Below are 18,583 nucleotides of genomic sequence, written 5' to 3' on the forward strand. Positions count from 1 at the left end.
ATTAACCTGAACTTTGTATCACTAAATAAATGATACTTTTTACACGACTAACTACGATACAAAATGGACAGAAAAGATTTTCTAAAAACCATGGCAATTTTACCAATTGGAGCTGCCGCAATGAAACTCAGCTCTCTTAAAACTGTTTCAGATTCTTTTACCGCAACTGAGAGAATGCCGGTTCTTTTTCTTGGACACGGTAATCCAATGAATGCTTTGGCGGATAATAATTTTACGCAGGGTTTTCAAAACATTGCCAAAACATTACCTAAACCAAAAGCAATTCTTTGTATTTCTGCACACTGGGAAACGAAAGGAACTTTTGTAACCGCGATGCAAAAACCAGAAACGATTCATGATTTTGGAGGTTTTCCACAAGCTTTGTTTGACGTTCAATATCCTGCTCCGGGAAGTCCGGAACTGGCTTTAGAAACTCAAAAACTTATTACCTCAACTTCGGTTGGTTTAAGCAATGACTGGGGACTTGATCACGGCTGCTGGACGGTTGTAAAATTCCTTTATCCAAATGCCGATATTCCAATTATAGAAATGAGTATCGATTATACTAAACCTGCTTCTTATCATTACGAATTAGGAAAAGAACTTGCCGCATTACGACGCAAAGGTGTTCTTATTGTAGGCAGCGGAAACTCGGTTCATAATTTACGTTTGGCCGCATGGGACAAAATGATGCTTCCCGGATATGCTTTTGAATGGGCGCATATTGCTAATGAAAAAATGAAAAAAATGATTATTGAAGAAGATCATCAATCTTTAATCAATTTTGATAAACAAGGAAAAGAATTTCAACTTGCCGTGCCTACGCCTGAACATTATATGCCTTTATTATACATTTTATCTCTTAGGGAAAAAGACGAAAAAGCGACCATTTTTAATGATGCTATTGTAGCCGGATCGCTTAATATGATGTCGGTAAAAATAGATAAAGCATGAGTGTAAACAAGTCGGTTTGGATTTCTGCCGGAGTCCTTATTTTAATTTCAATTTTCAGTTTTACCATTATGAATTCAAATACCAAAAACACGAAACTGCATTACGTAGTAAGACAGCCCAAAATTCCAACAGAAAATCCGCCTTTGCTTATTTTACTGCATGGCGTGGGTGGTAATGAACAAAATCTCTTTTCTTTTGCTGCAGAATTACCGGATAATTTTGTTGTAGTTTCAGCAAGAGGTCCATTGACTTTTGGCCCAAACAGCTTTGCCTGGTTTCAGGTTGATTTCTCCACAGGAAAACCTCAAATAAATGCTGAACAGGCTGAAAATGCACGAAAATTGATTATTGATTTTATTGAAGATTTAAAAACGGAAATCAGTTTTGATTCTAAACAAGTTTATTTAATGGGATTCAGCCAAGGCGGGATTATGAGTTACAGCACTGCACTTACGGCTCCCGAAAAAGTAAAAGGAATTGCGGTTATGAGCGGCCGACTCCTTCCGGAAATCAAACCTTTACTTGCAGATGAAAAACGTCTTGAAAAACTCAAAATCCTTATTACGCACGGAAAACAAGATGCTGTTTTAAATTACCAATATGCTTTAGATGCTTCGGAATTTTTGAAAACGAAAAATTTAAATCCTGAATTTCATTCGTATGAAGAAGGTCATACGGTCAATAAACAAATGTTTGATGATGTGAATCTTTGGCTGAAAACTAATTTGAATTAATTTAAAGAAATTAAACACATCGAAACAATTTTAAGTTCTATTCTAAAAATTAAAAAAAGAGTCTTTCAAAGTAATTTTGAAAGACTCTTTTTTGGATCTTGATTTATTCTAAATTTAAATATTCTGTTTTAATACGTTTACAATATCAAGAAAAATATCACTTCCTTCATTATTCAAATAATTGGTTGCTGTATCAATCAGAGAATCAACATTTGACTGTTCTATGTTATCCATTTTAGACTGCGCTCTTGTTATAGAAGGCTCTAATCTGAAATACGTAAGTCCACCGCTTTGAAGTCCCGTTAATTGCTGGCTCGAAACCAATTGAACCGATTCTGTAATGATATTGACAATAGCGCCGCGTCCGTTTTCTGTACCCGATAAATCATCCAAATCACTTGCAAGCCACGGCGTAAAGCCCCAATTTCCATAATCAGGATCAGGAGCTCCTTGATGATTGGTTACTAATCCTGCGCCGCTTGGGTAAGAACCCGTTCCTAAAGATATTAGAATTATATCGTTTAATGAAGAAGCCAATCCTGTTCTAAAGGCTTCGCTCACTGCCCAAACAGCAGGATTATTAGACATTACCCCACCGTCAAGAGCCCATCTTTGGCTGGCATCAGAATTTGGAGCGCCTCCACCGCCTAATTTCGCAACCGGAAAATACGTTGGCGCTGCACTTGTTGCTCTTGCAGCTTCCCAAACCTGATAATTGTCTGCTGCATTTTTGGCATCGAGCCAATTAAATAAATACGGACCGTAATCTTGTCCTAAAGTTGGATTTGGAATACTATCGCCACTGCTGTTAATTGTATAACTGGTTGTAAAAACATGTTTTATTCTCCCATTTGCCAGATTTTCCATGTTTTGTCTGGCATCATTTAAAGTATGGTTTCCATATTTTTGCTGTAAAAAGGGTTCTACCCCATTCCCGTTTCCATCATTGGCATAATAATTAGAATAATAATCCGGTACAAATGACGGCTGGGGAACAAAAATCTGAGCTCCGTCGCTTGTGTAAATTTCATAGATTTGACTTGCTGTTAAAGGCTGTGTGCCATTTACGGGAGAAGATAAAGCGGTGGCAATAATCCCCCCTGTCGATGTACCTCCTATAATATCAAACATTTCATAACAGGATTTATTAAGCGCTGCTTCTATCTGCGAAAGAAAATAAGAAGGTATAATTCCTTTTATACCGCCTCCGTCAACTGTTAAAATAATAATTTTACTCATAACTCTTTGATTTAGTAGTTTATATTGGGTCTTTTTTGCAGCAATAAATTTATAGAACCTGATTACTGCGAAGAATTAAATTGTCATCTAACGGTTATTTTTGGGCACAAAACCCTTGTTATCGCGTATAAGTAAAAAAAAAAGAGATGCCTTAATTGACATCTCTTTTTTAAATTATTTAATTAAAAACTTGGCTTTGTAACTCTTATCTGCATTGTGCAGTATTAAGAAATAAACTCCCGAAGCTCTTAAATGTGTTTTAATTTCTTTGCTGAAATTACTGTTGATTTCCAATTTAGGCTGTTTGTAAACTGCTTTTCCATTGGCATCAAAAATAACTAAATCAAATGTTCCTTCATCACCATTTAAGTGTAAAGTAAAGTTTCCGTCATTTGGAACCGGAGAAATAAAGAAACCGTTTTTACCCGTAACCGGATTATCAACAGATAACGTCGCTTCAACTTTTACTTCTAACGAAGTTGTTTTGCTGCATGAAGCCTGAGTCAGATAATTAAGAGAAAGTGTGTGTGTTCCTTTTTCTGTCCATTTAATTGTTACAGTATTATTGCTTTGATCGATAATTTCACCACCAGTAACATTCCATGTATATGCCTGCATTAACTGCGTTGCGGTATAAGTTACTGTTGTATTATCATTGGTAATCAAAATATCACCTGTAATATCGGCTGTATTATCTAATCCAACCTCAACATTGGCAGACACAATCCCTTTTCCTTGTAAACCGCTTGATTTCTTGTTCAGTTTTGTCAGGTCAATTCCAAATGAATGATCTCCGGCAAATTTTTCGATGTTTCCAATTTCAAATTCTTTGTCCGAAACTTTGGTTAAAGTGATATTTTCGTTAGAAACTGCGATTCCGCCCGATTTTACAATAATATCATTTTTCGTTAATGCCGAAGCCATAATTTCATCGGCAAATTCAACTTTTATAATATCAGTTTCAGCACAATCGCTGTTTGCCGAACTTAACGGAGTTACTGTACAATTAAGATCTACAATATCAATATATACTTCAACTTTACTGGCATCGCTTGCGTTTCCAAACTCATCATATACTATTGCTTCAAAAGTATTTTTACCAATATATCCTTTTATCGGAATTAAAACTTCTTTTGCCGTTTCCTGATTTTGTCTGCTAACCAGAGTTTTTCCGGTTGGCGTTACAGCATATAATTCTACGGTTTGTTTGTTTCCATTTGTAGTTAAAGCAATCGATAAATCATTACCAGAAGTAATATTATCTGCGGCAGATGTTCCTCTATCCGGCGTAATACGAAGGTTTGATGGTGCCGAAGGTTTTCCAAACTTCACTTCCCACATTGTACTCGAATTTCCTGTTCCAAAGTTGCCTGAAAGATCTTTAAAGCCCGTTTGGTCTACCACAATTTTATAACCGCCTTCTGTTTGTGTATAGTCGCCTAAACCTGAAATTAAATAATGTAAATCGTCTTGTTTGGTCACACTTAGATTTGCATTTAAGTTTACACTTCCTTTGTAAAGCGTAATCCAGTTTTTCTCAAAACTACTGATTGGTTTATTCAGAATTACTACAAGATCTGTTACATTTTGACTGTGAACTGCTCCCTGATATTTCGGCGTAAATGCATCAATTTCCGGAATGCTGATGTCTACTTTCCATTTTTGCGTTTGAACCACTAAACCAAAAGTATTGTCGTCTGCTTTTATTGATGGCAGATCAACCGCTAATTCATACTGACCGTTTTCTTTGTTATACTCGTTTAATCCTACAATGGTATATTTCAGATTATCTTCGGTCACAATCGAAACATTATCAAGTGCTTTTCCGTTTAGAGTCAGTTTGTCTTTTGTAAACTGAACTGGTTTTACGAATTTATTGAAAAGAATTTCGACACTGTTTACCGCCTGCGCTTCGATTTGATCTGTTTTAAACTGAACAATTCCCAGTTCTCCGATTATCTGAATCCAGGAAACACTTTTTCCTTCTACTCCTTCATTATCCTCTAAATCTTTAATTCCGGCGCATTGAACCGTTAATTCATAATATCCGGAAGCAAGTGACAGTGTTTTAATGTTTAAAACGTAAGTTGAATCGTTTACTTTTCCAATGAAACTATTATTAAACGGAACTTTAGTTCCCTGATGAATTAGAGTAACGTTCTGTGCTGTAAATGTAGCCGGATTAATTGCTTTATTAAAGTTTACCTGAACAGATTCTACTGGTTTTGTAGTAGTTGATGGCAGACTTTCAAAAGAAACTACTTTTGGTACATTAGCATTGATAACACTGTAGTATAAAGTATATCTTTCTAATCCCGAAATTTTATCGAGGAAATGAAGTTTGTTTTCATACTTAGGTTCTAATCCGTCTTTTAGCGTAACGTGTGTCTGCCAGAAGTTTTCTATTGGCAGTTCCAGATTGTCGCTTATTCTCACTACTCTTTCCAGTTTGTATTTGTCTGATCCGGGATCAGCTGTATTTCCATAATTCCATCCTGTTTTAGATGAATTCATGGTTAAAGTTGTCGTAAGCAGACTTGGCGAAATAGTATTAGAAACTGTTCCTGCAGCCACTTTATAAACTTCATCACTTTCTCCGTTTGAATAATAAATAGCATCCGGAGTGTCAGTTGCATCTACAATATCATTTACAAGGAAATCGTTAATGTTATCCTGACCTGCACCATACGCTTTTACGCTCTTAATTAATTCATGAACATAAGAAGCTTTAATCAGACTTAGGTTTTTGTTTCCGTAACTGCTTAAATGTTTTATTTTAAGATCGTATTCTACAAAATGTCCTAATAAAGTACTGGTAAACCACCATTGCCCAAGTGCGGATTTTTGCGGTTCGATATTTCCAAAATCAACATTTAATAAACCTAATTGTTTAGGTTCGTTGTTAAAGTTGCTTCCAATGATTTCAAAATCTATTAAAAGGCCTTTTTTGTTTTCGATAATTTCCGGCTGAACCGATTCTACCTGAACATTTTTAGCAACTCCGTAACCTTCATTTTTAATCAATAATGCCATTTCTGCCGGAACAATCGGCTCGATTTTATCTGTCAGCGGATCATCTCCTAAAATATCACGCTGCATAAAATAATGCATTACCAAATCAGGACTTGGATTTACTTCAAGAGTTACAGGATATAGTTGTACTGTTACTCTTTCGCTTGTATTTGGATCTAAATAAGATAATGTTCCTCCAAATGAATATGATTTAGCCACAGTTGGAGCAGCTTCTTTTGTTGGTATAAAAATTACAGTTCCTGATTGACTGCTGTTTGGTCCTACAAGTCCTGTTCCACTCAGGAAAGCATCTTTATTTATCTGGAACAAATGCGTCATATCGTTTCCTGCTTCGTCTCTAATTAATAAATCTAAGTTTAGATCTTTAATTGTGTTGGCGTCGCTTCCGTTATTTAATGTAAGAGTTCCTTCAAAAGCTTCTCTTGTCATCGTGATTTTTTGAGAGAATTTCACTGTAACGCTGGCACAAACAGATGATTGAGAAGCTAGTTCTTTTCCATACTCTTCTATTTCTTTAAGACCACTCTCATACAATGCTGCTGCAGAGGTAAAACCTCTTTTTGCAGTCAGCTCAACTAAGGCTTTTCTGGTTCTGTCATAGTTCTCAATATCATTTTTATTAATGATGTTTGGATATTCAGCATTTGGAGCTTTTATATTTTTACTCCATGCTTCTAAAGTAGTGTTCCATCTATTGCAGAAGCTGTCAATTTCCTGACTAGTAATATCTGTACCTGAAAGAGTAGTTTTAATTCGTGCAATATCTAATGCTGAAAATGTTTTTCCAGCGTCCAGATTTGAAGCTGTTTCTTTCATGAAATTTTGAAAGTTAGGGCTTTGAAATAATCTGTCATTGCCTAAATATGCTTTTATCCTATTGGTTAAGGCTGTTTCAGCATCTGCCATTGCCTGAAAGTCTTCATATTTAGATTGCCAGAAACTGTTTTGAGTGCTTTTGCCACTCATAAGTTGTTCTAAACAAGTTTTAATCGTTGATGCAACTCCAAAATAACATCCTGCCCTAGTTGGACCTGGAATACAGCTTCCTAATGCTAAGGTTATATTTATTATATCATTATCAACAGTCGCAAGAGAAAGGAGACATGAAGCAAGTTGTAAAGGAATAAATGGCGAACAGCCCATTGCAGAACTTATAATCGAAGTTATACAAGGATTTGTACAAATAGTAGGCAGTTCAGTAATAATATTTCCAATAGCGGTACCTATAGGAATTAATGGCCCAAAACCTCCTCCGTTAAAATCAGGCACACCTCCAACAACAGGTGTAGTTGGTGTTGTACAAGTAATTACATAATAAGGCTGAAATGCTGCCAGATTTTGTTCAGTTTCGCAGACATAAGTTCCTTTTGTTATTAAATTATAATTACAGTTTTGTCCTGCCGCAGCACTTTTTCCGCTTGAAGCTGGTCTTGTAATTAATATTGGTACAATGATAGTCGATTTAGCATTTAATACATCAACTTTATCAATCATCAGTTTGAACTTGTAATCTCCCTGACTGTCTACATTAAAAGTTACGTTTGAAAGAGCAATTAAACCATGATTGGTTACGGTTGCATAACTCATTCTGCTTTCTCCTGTATTTAAATCTAAAACAGGATTATCAATATCAATAACAATTACTGGTTTTGGTACGTTTGTTTCGAATTTAACTACCAAATCAGACTGGTATTCATCTGCAATTTCTGTAGGTTTTACAACCCATTCGTAACTTACGGCCTGATATGAAATGAATACTCTTTGACTGGTTACTTTACCCGGATCTACCAATAAGTTATTTTGGTAAGAAGCGTGTTTGTCTGCTGTTACGGTTACCGTATAATATCCTTCCGGAATTTGAGGTGTGGTAAAAATACCGTTATCATCACTAAATCCTTCTGCTACAACTGCACCGGAAAACGGATGACGAACGACTACTTTTGCTCCTTTTACGTGAGGTGCTTTTTCTGTATTATACGTGTACTCATCAACAACATCGATCAATAAAGAACCTGTTGCTTCTGAAACGGTTTCTATTTTAAAAGGAATGCTTACTCCGCCTCCATTTAAAGGATTTAAAGCTAAGTTGCCGCTTAATGGAACGTTTAACTGCTGTTTGTCTGTTGGTGCTAATTCCAGAATGATTTTTACAGACTCGTTTGGCGCAATTTTGTCAATAACAGCCGTACTTTTTAATTTCATCCATTCCAGATTTGGAACATCAACTTTTATTTTTTCGGCATCTATCGCTCCTGTATTTGAAACTGTTACTTCATAAAAACGAGAGCTTCCTTTTATCATCGTGGTATTGATGCTTACCGGATTTGCCAATAATTTTGGTGTCTGCGCTTTGGCATGATAATACGTTAAAACCGGAAGTTTAGCACCTTCGTTTGAAGTTATGTTGAAATTGATTTCATAATATTTTTGTTCAGCCGATGCTGTTTCTGCCAATATAGTATAGCTTAAAACGGCTTCTTGTCCTGATGCTAATGTTAAATCATCTGTTTGAACTGTAAATCCTGCATCTGACGGTAATTCTATTTTAATATTCGTTAAAGGAGTTTTACTGTTGTTTTTTAATACAAATTCTCCTTTGTACGGAACTTTGGTTACCACTTCCCATTTCAAATAATTCGAAGGTTTGTTCGTCCATTCAAAACCAACAATATCAAACTCTGCCTGAACTACATTTTGAGTTCCCGGATATCCTGCGCTTACGGTATAATGGCCGCTTTCTGCCTGCAGAGGTTCAAAATCGTAAGCAAAATTTCCTGATGCATTGGTTTTAACTTTAAATGAACGTGTAAAGCTTCCAGATGCAACGATAATTTCTACTTCCTTATTTACTGCCGGACTGTTGTTTGCCATTTTAGCCGTTCCCGTAATGGCAACCAATTCTCCTGATTTGTAGATTGATTTAGAAACCGTACTTGTGGCATTGTAACTGGAGAATAATTTTATTGCCGAATATGCTTCGTTATTGGTATACGATAACTCATTTAATTTTTGATCTGAATTTACAGCCGCTACCAAATAATAGTCACCTGCCTGCTGCGGTAATTTGATCGATTTTATAAGATCCAGTTTTTTTCCCGCATCAATATCAGTATCAATTTGTGATGTAAATAGAAGAATTGCGTTTTTAGTTAATTTATCTTTAGATAGAAAATATTCTATTTTAGAACCTTTAGTTAAAACCGCAAAACCCTGATTGGTAATCGAAGTTGTTACTTCAATTGTATCTTCTCCATTGGCTTGAGCAACTGTTTTAACTGAATTAACCACAGCATCTGCTTTGTTGTGATCTGTAACCAGAATCCAGGCAAATCCTGAACTGAAAGTATCGGCTTCGGCCTGAATACGCGCGGTTTGATCTCCCGTTTTCAATGGATCAATAATCGTATTGATTTCTATCTCGACGCTTTCCTGTCCTACCGGAATTGAAATTTCTGCCGGAATTGAAACGATTGTAGGTGAATCTGATGATAACTTTACTAAAATAGCTTTAGAAGTATCAACCGTATTTCTTGAAATCGTAATTTTTGCTGCTTTTTGTACTCCGGCTTTCACTGTTCCCGGATTGGCTTTTACAACTAAGGCTGGTCCATTGCTGTCCAGAATGGTAATGTCTTTGCCGGCACTGCTTCCTTCTCCTGCCGGAAAGCTGCAGTTACAAGCTGAAGAATAAACCTCTGCGGTCACATTAACCACTTTTGTTCCGTCTACAATGCCATTGTTTACAGCTCCAATATTAAATCTTTTCGAATTTACATTCGCTGGAAAATCAATAACATCCGGAAGAATCAACACGTTGGCAATATTTGCTTTTAAACGTACCTTAGTACTGATTTCTGATTTATCAATTCGTTTTAATGTGGCATATGTTGCATAAACACCGTCGCTTTTTGAAATGGTCTGCGGTGCAATTTCCAATTCAAAAGCCGGAACATTTGAGCTTTTTAAAATAATTTCTGTATTTCCTGCCTGAAAACCTTCTGCTCTCAAAATTACTTTTCCGGTTACAGTCTGTTCAGGAACTTTATTGTTTTTTACTGTTATCGTAAACAAAGTTGTTTTACTTCCTGCCGGAAGTGTAACGTCTGCCGGAACGGTCCAGCGAGAGCTTTGATCTGCAGTTATCGTAAATTTTACATCTTTTGTTTTAGCAAAACCAGTTTCTAAAGTAACTGTAATTGTTTCGCCGTCTGTTGCTGTAATTTTCGACGGGGTTAAAGTAATCGTCGAAAACTCGTTATCGATAATTTCAATAGTATCTGAAACAGCAGGATAATCATTTCCTGAAATAGTTAAAGATACCGTCCTGTTTCCGTCGTTATCTAAATTGTCAATTGGTTTAATATAAAAAACAACCGAAGACTGGTCTTTTACTATTTTTACAGATGAATCAAACTGAAGCTGGGAAGCCAGAGAAGCTGCTAAAACGTAGGTTTTATCACTGCTTCTGTCACCGCTTTGCGTCAGCGTTGCCCTGATAACTTCATTTGAATTTTCATCAATCGTTTTTTTATCTAAAGTTAAAAACAAACGTTTTTCAAGTAAAATTGAACTTGCTGCAGTAACTTTATTATTTGTTTTTAAGGACTCTGGTTCTTTTACCGCGGTATTTGCTATAATATTAATTTTGACTTTAACATTCCCTTCAATACCTAAAACTTTAGGAAGGTTAAATGCTGCATTTCGGCTTATTGATTTTTGTTTATCTAAATCTTCATTATAAGATACAGTTCCCAGATTGTATTCTAATCCGGTTTGATCAGAAACAATGCTTACCTGCTCGATCCATCCGCCAGAAGCAATTCGGTCTCCAATGTTGTCAACTTTCCATGAAACATTAATTTTCCCGTCTGGAGTAATGTTAGATTCGGCTGTGGTGATTCCGGAAATCGTTAAGTCCGGATATTGCGCATTTGCAATTGTCAGTTTTCCGTTTACGTGATTTGAACCAATGTCAACCGCATTTTTAGAACTTAAAACAACACCAGATAAATCTAAATTGTGTGTTTGTCCTGATGTATAGTTTAACGGAATTTCAATTGGAATTTCTAATAGAGCGCCGTTGTTTCCTTTAAAAGAAGTACTGCTAAGCGACAAAACTATAAAGTGATAATTTCTCGGATTATTCTTATCGATATTGACATATATCGCATGATCGCCTTTACGGCTTTCGATAATTTTAGCGTCTTTCTCGCTTACAATTAATCCCTGCGGAACAGTCAGCGTAAACTCGGCTCCTACTACTTCATCGGCATTTGCCAAATCAATTACAACAGCTGATTTTTCGCCAGGTCCGGCCGATGCGTTTACTACTTTTAAACTATTTTGCGCCTGTATAAACGTTCCTAAAAATAGGAAGATAAACACCAAAAAAGGTTTTATTTTCATTGTTTTCAATTCGTTAGATATCATTTTGGTGAGTTTATTGTATTAACATTTTTCCTTTAAAAATGGCAGGTTTTGCTCCATTTTGTACTTCGATGGTATAGAAATAGATACCTGAGGCAAGATCTCTTCGCTGAAAAGTAAATTCATGATTTCCTTGTGATGCATCAAGATCTGACTGTATGTAAAGAGTTCTTCCGGCTGTATCAAAAACTTTTAGTGTCGCTTTGTCTGCATTTTCAGGTAAATGATATTGAATTACCGTTTGATTTGTAAATGGATTTGGATAATTTAAAAGAGCTGCTGAATTGTCTTTATTGATATCATCAACACCTAAGTTTTTTGAAATTTTATAAGTCAATGCGTTTGCCTCTGTATTTGAAATCATGGCAGATAAAATTTCTGTTTGAGCTGATACTTTTGCAATGGCTTGTTTTCCTGAAAGTGATTTATCCATTGAGAAACCTACAATACTAATTTCGCCCTGACGTTCTGCGACTGAAACCGTGTAGCCCAAACCTGAAAGAAGTTCTTGTATATGCGCTTTGTTGCTGCCTTTTAAACGAATATCAAATGCCGCTGTCGAAACGGACTGATTGTCGATATAAAGCGTATTATCTTCAATGCTCAAAATCACATCTTCGTTACTTGTCAAAGCCATACGTTTTGAGCTTGCGGGATTTTCAAGTGTGCCGGACTGGATTTTATTAATCAATGAAATAATATCCAGTACGTTTAGGTTTTTATCTTTATTGATATCGGCCGCGCCGTAATTAAAGAATTTTGGTTTTTGGCTTAAGGTGTAATTCAAGGTCGACTGAATATCCAGAATATTTACAATTCCGTCTAAATTAGAATCTCCTTCTCTGTACGTTATGGTATAGGTAAGCACACTGTTTCTGGCAGATCCGGCGATTTGTCTTAATTCTAAAGTCTGGTTGTTTGCCACATTCCATTCACTTAAAATATTCGTCAATTTAATACCGTCTTCAGGAACTGTAACCATTTGGAAATAATCTTTCAAAGTCATATTGTATGACTGAGTAGCATTAAAAATCGAATTGGTATGATCGTAATGGTTAATTTTTTGATCTTTTAAAACGGCATATAATGTTAAAGGCAGTTCTCCCAAATTAATTTTCTGACGGTCTATTTTAAAACTCACCGCTGGTAAAAATGCAGCATCAATTCCGGTCAGTTCATTTTCTGAAAGGTCAACCGTTTTTAGTTTGGTTACTTTTGATACACTTTCCGGAATTGTTCCTGTTAGTTTATTTTTAGCCAGATTCAGATTTTGCAATTCACTGAATTTTCCAGTTTCTGCACTAATGTTTCCAGTTAAATTGTTATCCGGAAGATTAATTGAAACCACATGTCCTTCATTGGTGGTAACACCTTTCCATTTCTTTTCATGAAGATTGTTAGATGATGTATCCCAAACCTCTTTCCAGCCTGTTCCGCCTGCACTTTTGAAAAAGGCTACTAAAGCATCGTATTCTTCGGTAATTAAAGGCGTTTCAGAACCGTCGGCAATTCCTTTAAATTGAACATAAGTGCCTTGCGAAGTTCCATTTTTCTGCCAAATCGCAATTTTTGCTCCTGCAGGTATGCCCGCAACAGAAATATTTGGAAATGTTATGGTATTACCTATAACTGAGGCCTCAGAAATTTTGAAGTTATTGGCCTGCAGTTCAAACTGATTTTGTCCTGAATAATCCTGAGTGTTTTCGTTATAAGTTGTAATTGCCGGAAGATCTACAATTATTTCGTCGCCTTTTAAATAAAGATATTCATCTTTGGCAATAACCTGTCCTCTTACATTAATATAAACTTTAGCGAGATCGTAAGTAAATGGTTTTTCTAAAGCATCAAAACCATTGTTTGAAAGGTCGATTTGTTCGATATTTTCGAAATCATTGAAATGCCCCGGAATTGTTCCTTTAAATGTATTTCCGGCAATTGAAAGTTTTTTCAATCCTGAAATTCCAGATAAAACCGGCAGTGCTCCGCTAAATTTGTTCGATTGTACATTAAGCGTTTTAAGATTATTTAATCTTCCTAAATCTGTTGGAAGAGAACCTTCAATGGCATTAGACTGCAGATTTAAAGTTTCTAAATAGGCTAAATCCGATAATTCAGCAGGAAGTGTGCCTGACAAATTATTGGCAGATAAGCTTAAAGATACTACGTGTCCGTCTTTTGTTCCTACTCCGTACCAGCTTACTTCATGAAGTTTATTTTGCGAAATATCCCATTTTTGTGTCCACTGTGTTCCGTTTGTACTGGCGTATATTTTTTTCAGAATTTCAAATTCTTCATCTGTTAATGGTTTTCCAAAAACTACCTGAGTATAATTAATTCTCGTACCCTGAGCCGTTCCGTCATTTTGTTCAATTCGAATCTGATCTGTTAATTTGATTCCGAATAAAGCGATATCTTTAAAAATTAATTTTCCTTCGGTATTAGAATAGTTCGATGCTTTATTTACACCATTGATAAAAAGGGTAAAATGGTTTTTATTATTGATAACACCTCCATTGGCATTAAATAAAAACGTTGATAACGTTGGCAGGTTTATAACCAATTCGTTTGCACCCACTTCGATGGTTGGAATCGTAATGGTTTGATAACTAAAATCAACTGTTTTTAAAAGCGGTAAATGTGCCAAGGCTTCATCTGCATCTTCTATAGTGTTATTGGATAAATACAACGTTTTTAAAGCCTGCAGCTTATTCCATGAAGATGGTACAATACCTTTTAGTTTTGTGTATCTTAAGTCTAAAGATTCTAAAGATTCAAGACCTGATAAAATTGCTAAATCTGTAGTGCTTAAGTTTTTTGTATAACTTCCTCCGTATAACGAAAGGTTTTTCAAATATTTTAAATTAGCAAAAGAGTCTGGAATTGTTCCTGTAACATTTGAATTATTATTAAGGTTTAATCCTGTAATATGTCCGTTTTGAATGCTCACTCCATACCATGCACCCTCATGCAGATTGTTTTGTGCGGTAACCCATTTGTTTGTCCAGTTTGTCCCATTCATTGCAGTATGAAAATCAACCAATGCCTGATATTCTGCATCAGGAATTTTTGGCTGATCTACTTTTACATTGGTAAAATAAATTTTAGAATAGTTTGTAGAAGCTGCAGATCCATCATACTGTTGATATAAATACAATTCATCACCCGTTTTTAAAGTCGCAAGATAATCTGCTGGAATTGTAATTGTTCCGTCACCTGCTACTGTAATATTAGTTCCTATCTGATCTCCTTTTAAATACAATCTAAAGGGTCTTTGCGAAGAAAAATCATTTCTCGATTTGTTATAAAGAATACTGTTTGGAAGATTACTCACTTTTACATCAGTTCCTTCGTATAAAAAGTTTTCAACGCTTAAGGTCTGATAAGTCAAGGACAGATTTACCTGACTCGTTAACATTCCCTGAATAATAGAAACTTTATTATTGGATAAATCCAGGTTAGTTAAAGCTGCATTTTTTTCTAAATCTTTAATCAATACTTCAATTTGATTATCAGACAAATCTAAAGTGGCTAAAGAAATTAAATTTCCTGTTGAGGCTGGAATTATTTTTATCTGATTTGAAGCCAGATTGACCGTTACTAAACTTTCCATTCCACCAAAATCTTCCGGTAAAGCTGTAAGGGTATTGTTATTTAAATAAAGTGTTTTAAGCTTTTTTAGTTTATTCCATGACGCCGGAAGATCTCCTTTTATTTTAGTATATCTTAAATCTAAATATTCGAGATTTTCAAGTTCTGATAAAACAGCCAGATTTGTTGTATTTAAATCTTTACTGTAACTTCCTCCATAAAGAGATAATGTTTTAAGGTATTTTAAATCTTTAATCGAAGCCGGAACAGCACCTCTCACAGAACTGTTATTATTAAGATTAAGCCCGGAAATATGTCCGTTTTCAATACTTACTCCATACCATGCACCTTCATGAAGATTATTTTCAGAAACATTCCATTTGTTGGTCCAGTTTGTACCATTCATTACCGTATAAAAATCTACCAAAGCCTGATATTCTTCATCTGGAATTTTTGGCTGATCTACTTTTACATTTACAAAATTAACTTTTGAATAATTGGTAACACTTCCGTTAGTATAATCATAAGGCTGATACAAATAAAACTGATCCCCGGTTTTTATAGAAGACAGCGAAGAGGCCGGAATTATAATACTTCCGTCTTGGGCAGATGTGATATTGCTTCCTATCTGATTTCCTCCCACAAATACTGAAAAGATTCTTCGGGCAGAAAAATCATTTTTTGTTCTGTTGTAATAAACCGTATTTGGGAGTGTTTCAACTTTTACATCTACACCTGTATAAACCAGTCCCTGCACATTAATATTTTGATAATTAAGGTTAAGATTTACATTACTGTTCAACAATGCTTTGATGTCTCCTACACTATTACTCTGCAGGTTTAATGTTCTCAAAACTGCAATGTTTTCCAGCTCTTTTATAAGAACCTCGATTTGATTATCAGATAAATCTAAAGTCACAAGATTAGCCAGATTACCTATAGAAACAGGAATAGTTTTTAGTTGATTATTTTGTGCTTCAAAAGTTACCAGACTTTCCATAGCACCAATATTTTCTGGCAAGGCTGTTAGAATATTATAACCTAAATACGCTGTTTTTAGTTTTTTCAGTTTACTCCATGAAGCCGGAATATCACCTTTTACTTTACTGTAGCGAAGATCTAATGTCTCTAAAGATTCTAATTCTGATAAAACATTTAAATCGGTTGTGCTTAAATCTTTACTGTAACTTCCTCCATATAAAGAAAGATTTTTTAAATATTTAAGATTCCCAATCGATGCCGGAACTGCCCCGGACACTCTCGATATATTTTGAAAAGTAAGTCCGCTAATATGTCCATTTTCAATACTTACGCCATACCATGCCCCTTCATGAAGATTATTCTCAGCAATATTCCACTTGTTATTCCAGTTTGAACCTCCCATAGCATTGTAAATATCAACCAAAGCCTGATATTCTACATCTGGAATTTTCGGCTGATCTACTTTTACATTTACAAAATTAATTCTTGAATAATGTGCAATACCTCCGTCGTTATAATCGTAATTTTGATATAAATAAAACTGATCTCCTGTTTTTATTGAAGATAAATAAGAGGCAGGGATTATTACACTGCCGTCTACAGATGCTGTGATAATACTTCCTATTTGATTTCCTCCCACATATGTAAAGTAGTTTCTTCTCGAACTAAAATCATTTTTGGTCCTATTATAATAAGTTGTATTAGGCAGGGTCTCTATTTTTAAATCTGAACCTGTATAAATTACTCCTTCAACATTTATATTTTGAGAGTTAAGGCTTAAATTAACCGTACTGCCTAACAATGCAGAAATAACAGATATACTATTGTTCGAAAGATTTAACGTTCTTAAAGTGTTAACATTTTCCAGTTCTTTCACTAATACCGTGATCTGGTTATCGGATAGATTTAACGTAACCAGATTTTCGAGATTTCCAACTGAAACCGGGATCGATTTTATCTGGTTGCTGCTGGCGTCTAAATTCACTAAGCTTTCTATTTCTCCCAATTCATCAGGCAGTCCTGCAATAGAGTTACCAGATATAGTAATTGTTTTTAGTTTCTTTAATTTACTCCATGAAGATGGAATTGAACTCGAAATTCTGCAATATTGCAAATTTAAAGTTTCAAGAGATTGTAATTCTGATAAAACACCTAAATCAGTTGTACTTAGATTTTTTGAATAACTTCCCCCGTAAAGCGAAAGGTTCTTTAAATATTTTAAATTGCCAAATGAAGCCGGAATTGAACCTGAAACATTACTTGTACTTACTAGATTTAAACCTGTAACATGTCCGTTCTCAATACTTAAACCCGTCCATGCACCCTGGTTAAGATTGTTTTCGTTAATATCCCATTTATAATTCCAATTACTTCCTCCCATTGCATTGTAAAAATCAATTAATGCCTGATATTCTATGGAAGAAACTGAAGGCTGGTTAACCTGTACATTTGTAAAATAAACACGGCTGTAGTTGGATACAGCTCCTGTATCATAATCGTATTGTTGATACAAATAAATCTCATCTCCATTTTTTAAAGAAGAAAGATAAGACGCCGAAATAGTTATACTTCCGTCAGCAGACATGGCTATGCCACTAGCAATTTCACTTCCTCTTACATAGACAGCAAATTTTGGTCTGGCGGTAAAGTTGTTTTTTGTCCTGCTGTATGAAACCACAGCAGGAAGATTGTCAATTTTTAAGTCGACTCCCCTATAAGTAATATTTTGAAGACCAAGTGTCTGATAATATAAATTAAGATTCACTGTACTGGGCAGTAAAGCTTCAACTGCAGCAATTTTATTATAGCTGATATTCAAGGTTCTTAAAGCCGTTAAATTCTCTAAATCTTTGATTAAAACCGTAATTTGATTCTCAGAAAGATCAACAGTTACCAAACTTTCCATCTGCCCAAATCCTACAGATAATCCCGTGATCGCATTGTTGCTTAAATAAAGTGTTTTAAGCTTTTTTAATTTTGCCCAAGATGCCGGAATTACACCTTTTAACTTGGTATATCTTAAGTCTAATGATTCTAAAGCTTCTAATTCCGAGAAAACATTTAAATCAGTCGTACTTAAATCTTTTGCATAATTACCTCCATACAGCGAAAGCGTTTTAAGATATTTCAGATTTCCAAAAGAAACCGGAATTGAACCGGTAATATTGCTGGTACCATTTAGGTCAATAGCAGTTACGTGTCCGTTTTCTACCGTTACACCATACCACGGCACTTCATGCAGATTATTTTCTTTCGTATTCCATTTGTTAGTCCAGTTTGCTTCACCGGCTGCTTTATAAAAATCAACCAATGCCTGAAATTCTGAATCCGGAATAGGAATATTAAAATTATTTTTGGCCGATAATAAAGTTAGACTGCTAAACAGAAATAGCAATCCAATAAGTAGTTTTCTCTTCATAGATTCATGTTTAAGTGCCAGTATTTTAAGAAGATACCTTTTGTTAAAAAATTGGCTTAAAAGTAGGAAAAACATTTCTTTTGTTATGTTAAATAAAGAATATTAAATTATAAAATACTTAAAATCAATTATTTACCTTAAAAAATTACCTGTATTCAGGTAACTTTTAATCCTATTTAAAAGTCCATATTTATAACTACATTTTTAA

The 18,583-nt window shown here is 35.1% G+C and carries 5 protein-coding genes; 2 read left to right on the forward strand and 3 right to left on the reverse strand.

Features of this window, described 5'->3' with window-relative positions:
- Positions 1 to 63 precede the first annotated feature (63 nt).
- Both ygiD and L1276_RS02790 read left to right on the forward strand, forming a co-directional pair.
- The gene (gene ygiD / locus L1276_RS02785; RefSeq protein ID WP_253785223.1) at positions 64 to 954 is read left to right on the forward strand and encodes a 4,5-DOPA dioxygenase extradiol; all 891 of its coding nucleotides are present in this window, start codon (positions 64 to 66) and stop codon (positions 952 to 954) included.
- On the forward strand, positions 951 to 1,688 hold the full coding sequence (locus L1276_RS02790; protein ID WP_253785224.1) for an alpha/beta hydrolase: 738 nt from the start codon (positions 951 to 953) through the stop codon (positions 1,686 to 1,688). The genes ygiD and L1276_RS02790 overlap by 4 nt, the downstream gene beginning before the upstream one ends.
- Positions 1,689 to 1,802: 114 nt before the next feature.
- Here L1276_RS02790 and L1276_RS02795 read toward each other — a convergent pair whose 3' ends face one another.
- The 3 genes from L1276_RS02795 to L1276_RS02805 all read right to left on the reverse strand — a co-directional run bounded on the left by L1276_RS02795 (position 1,803) and on the right by L1276_RS02805 (position 18,375).
- Complete coding sequence (locus L1276_RS02795; protein WP_253785225.1) at positions 1,803 to 2,927, reverse strand: patatin-like phospholipase family protein; 1,125 nt, start codon at positions 2,925 to 2,927, stop codon at positions 1,803 to 1,805.
- Between the two features lie 174 nt (positions 2,928 to 3,101).
- Positions 3,102 to 11,390: a T9SS type A sorting domain-containing protein gene (locus L1276_RS02800; protein ID WP_253785226.1), complete on the reverse strand. Its 8,289-nt coding sequence runs from the start codon at positions 11,388 to 11,390 to the stop codon at positions 3,102 to 3,104.
- Between the two features lie 10 nt (positions 11,391 to 11,400).
- Positions 11,401 to 18,375, reverse strand: coding sequence for a leucine-rich repeat domain-containing protein (locus L1276_RS02805; protein WP_253785227.1), 6,975 nt, complete (start codon positions 18,373 to 18,375; stop codon positions 11,401 to 11,403).
- Positions 18,376 to 18,583: the final 208 nt, after the last annotated feature.

It is taken from the genome of Flavobacterium sp. HSC-32F16 (assembly GCF_024171645.1).
Classification (GTDB): domain Bacteria; phylum Bacteroidota; class Bacteroidia; order Flavobacteriales; family Flavobacteriaceae; genus Flavobacterium.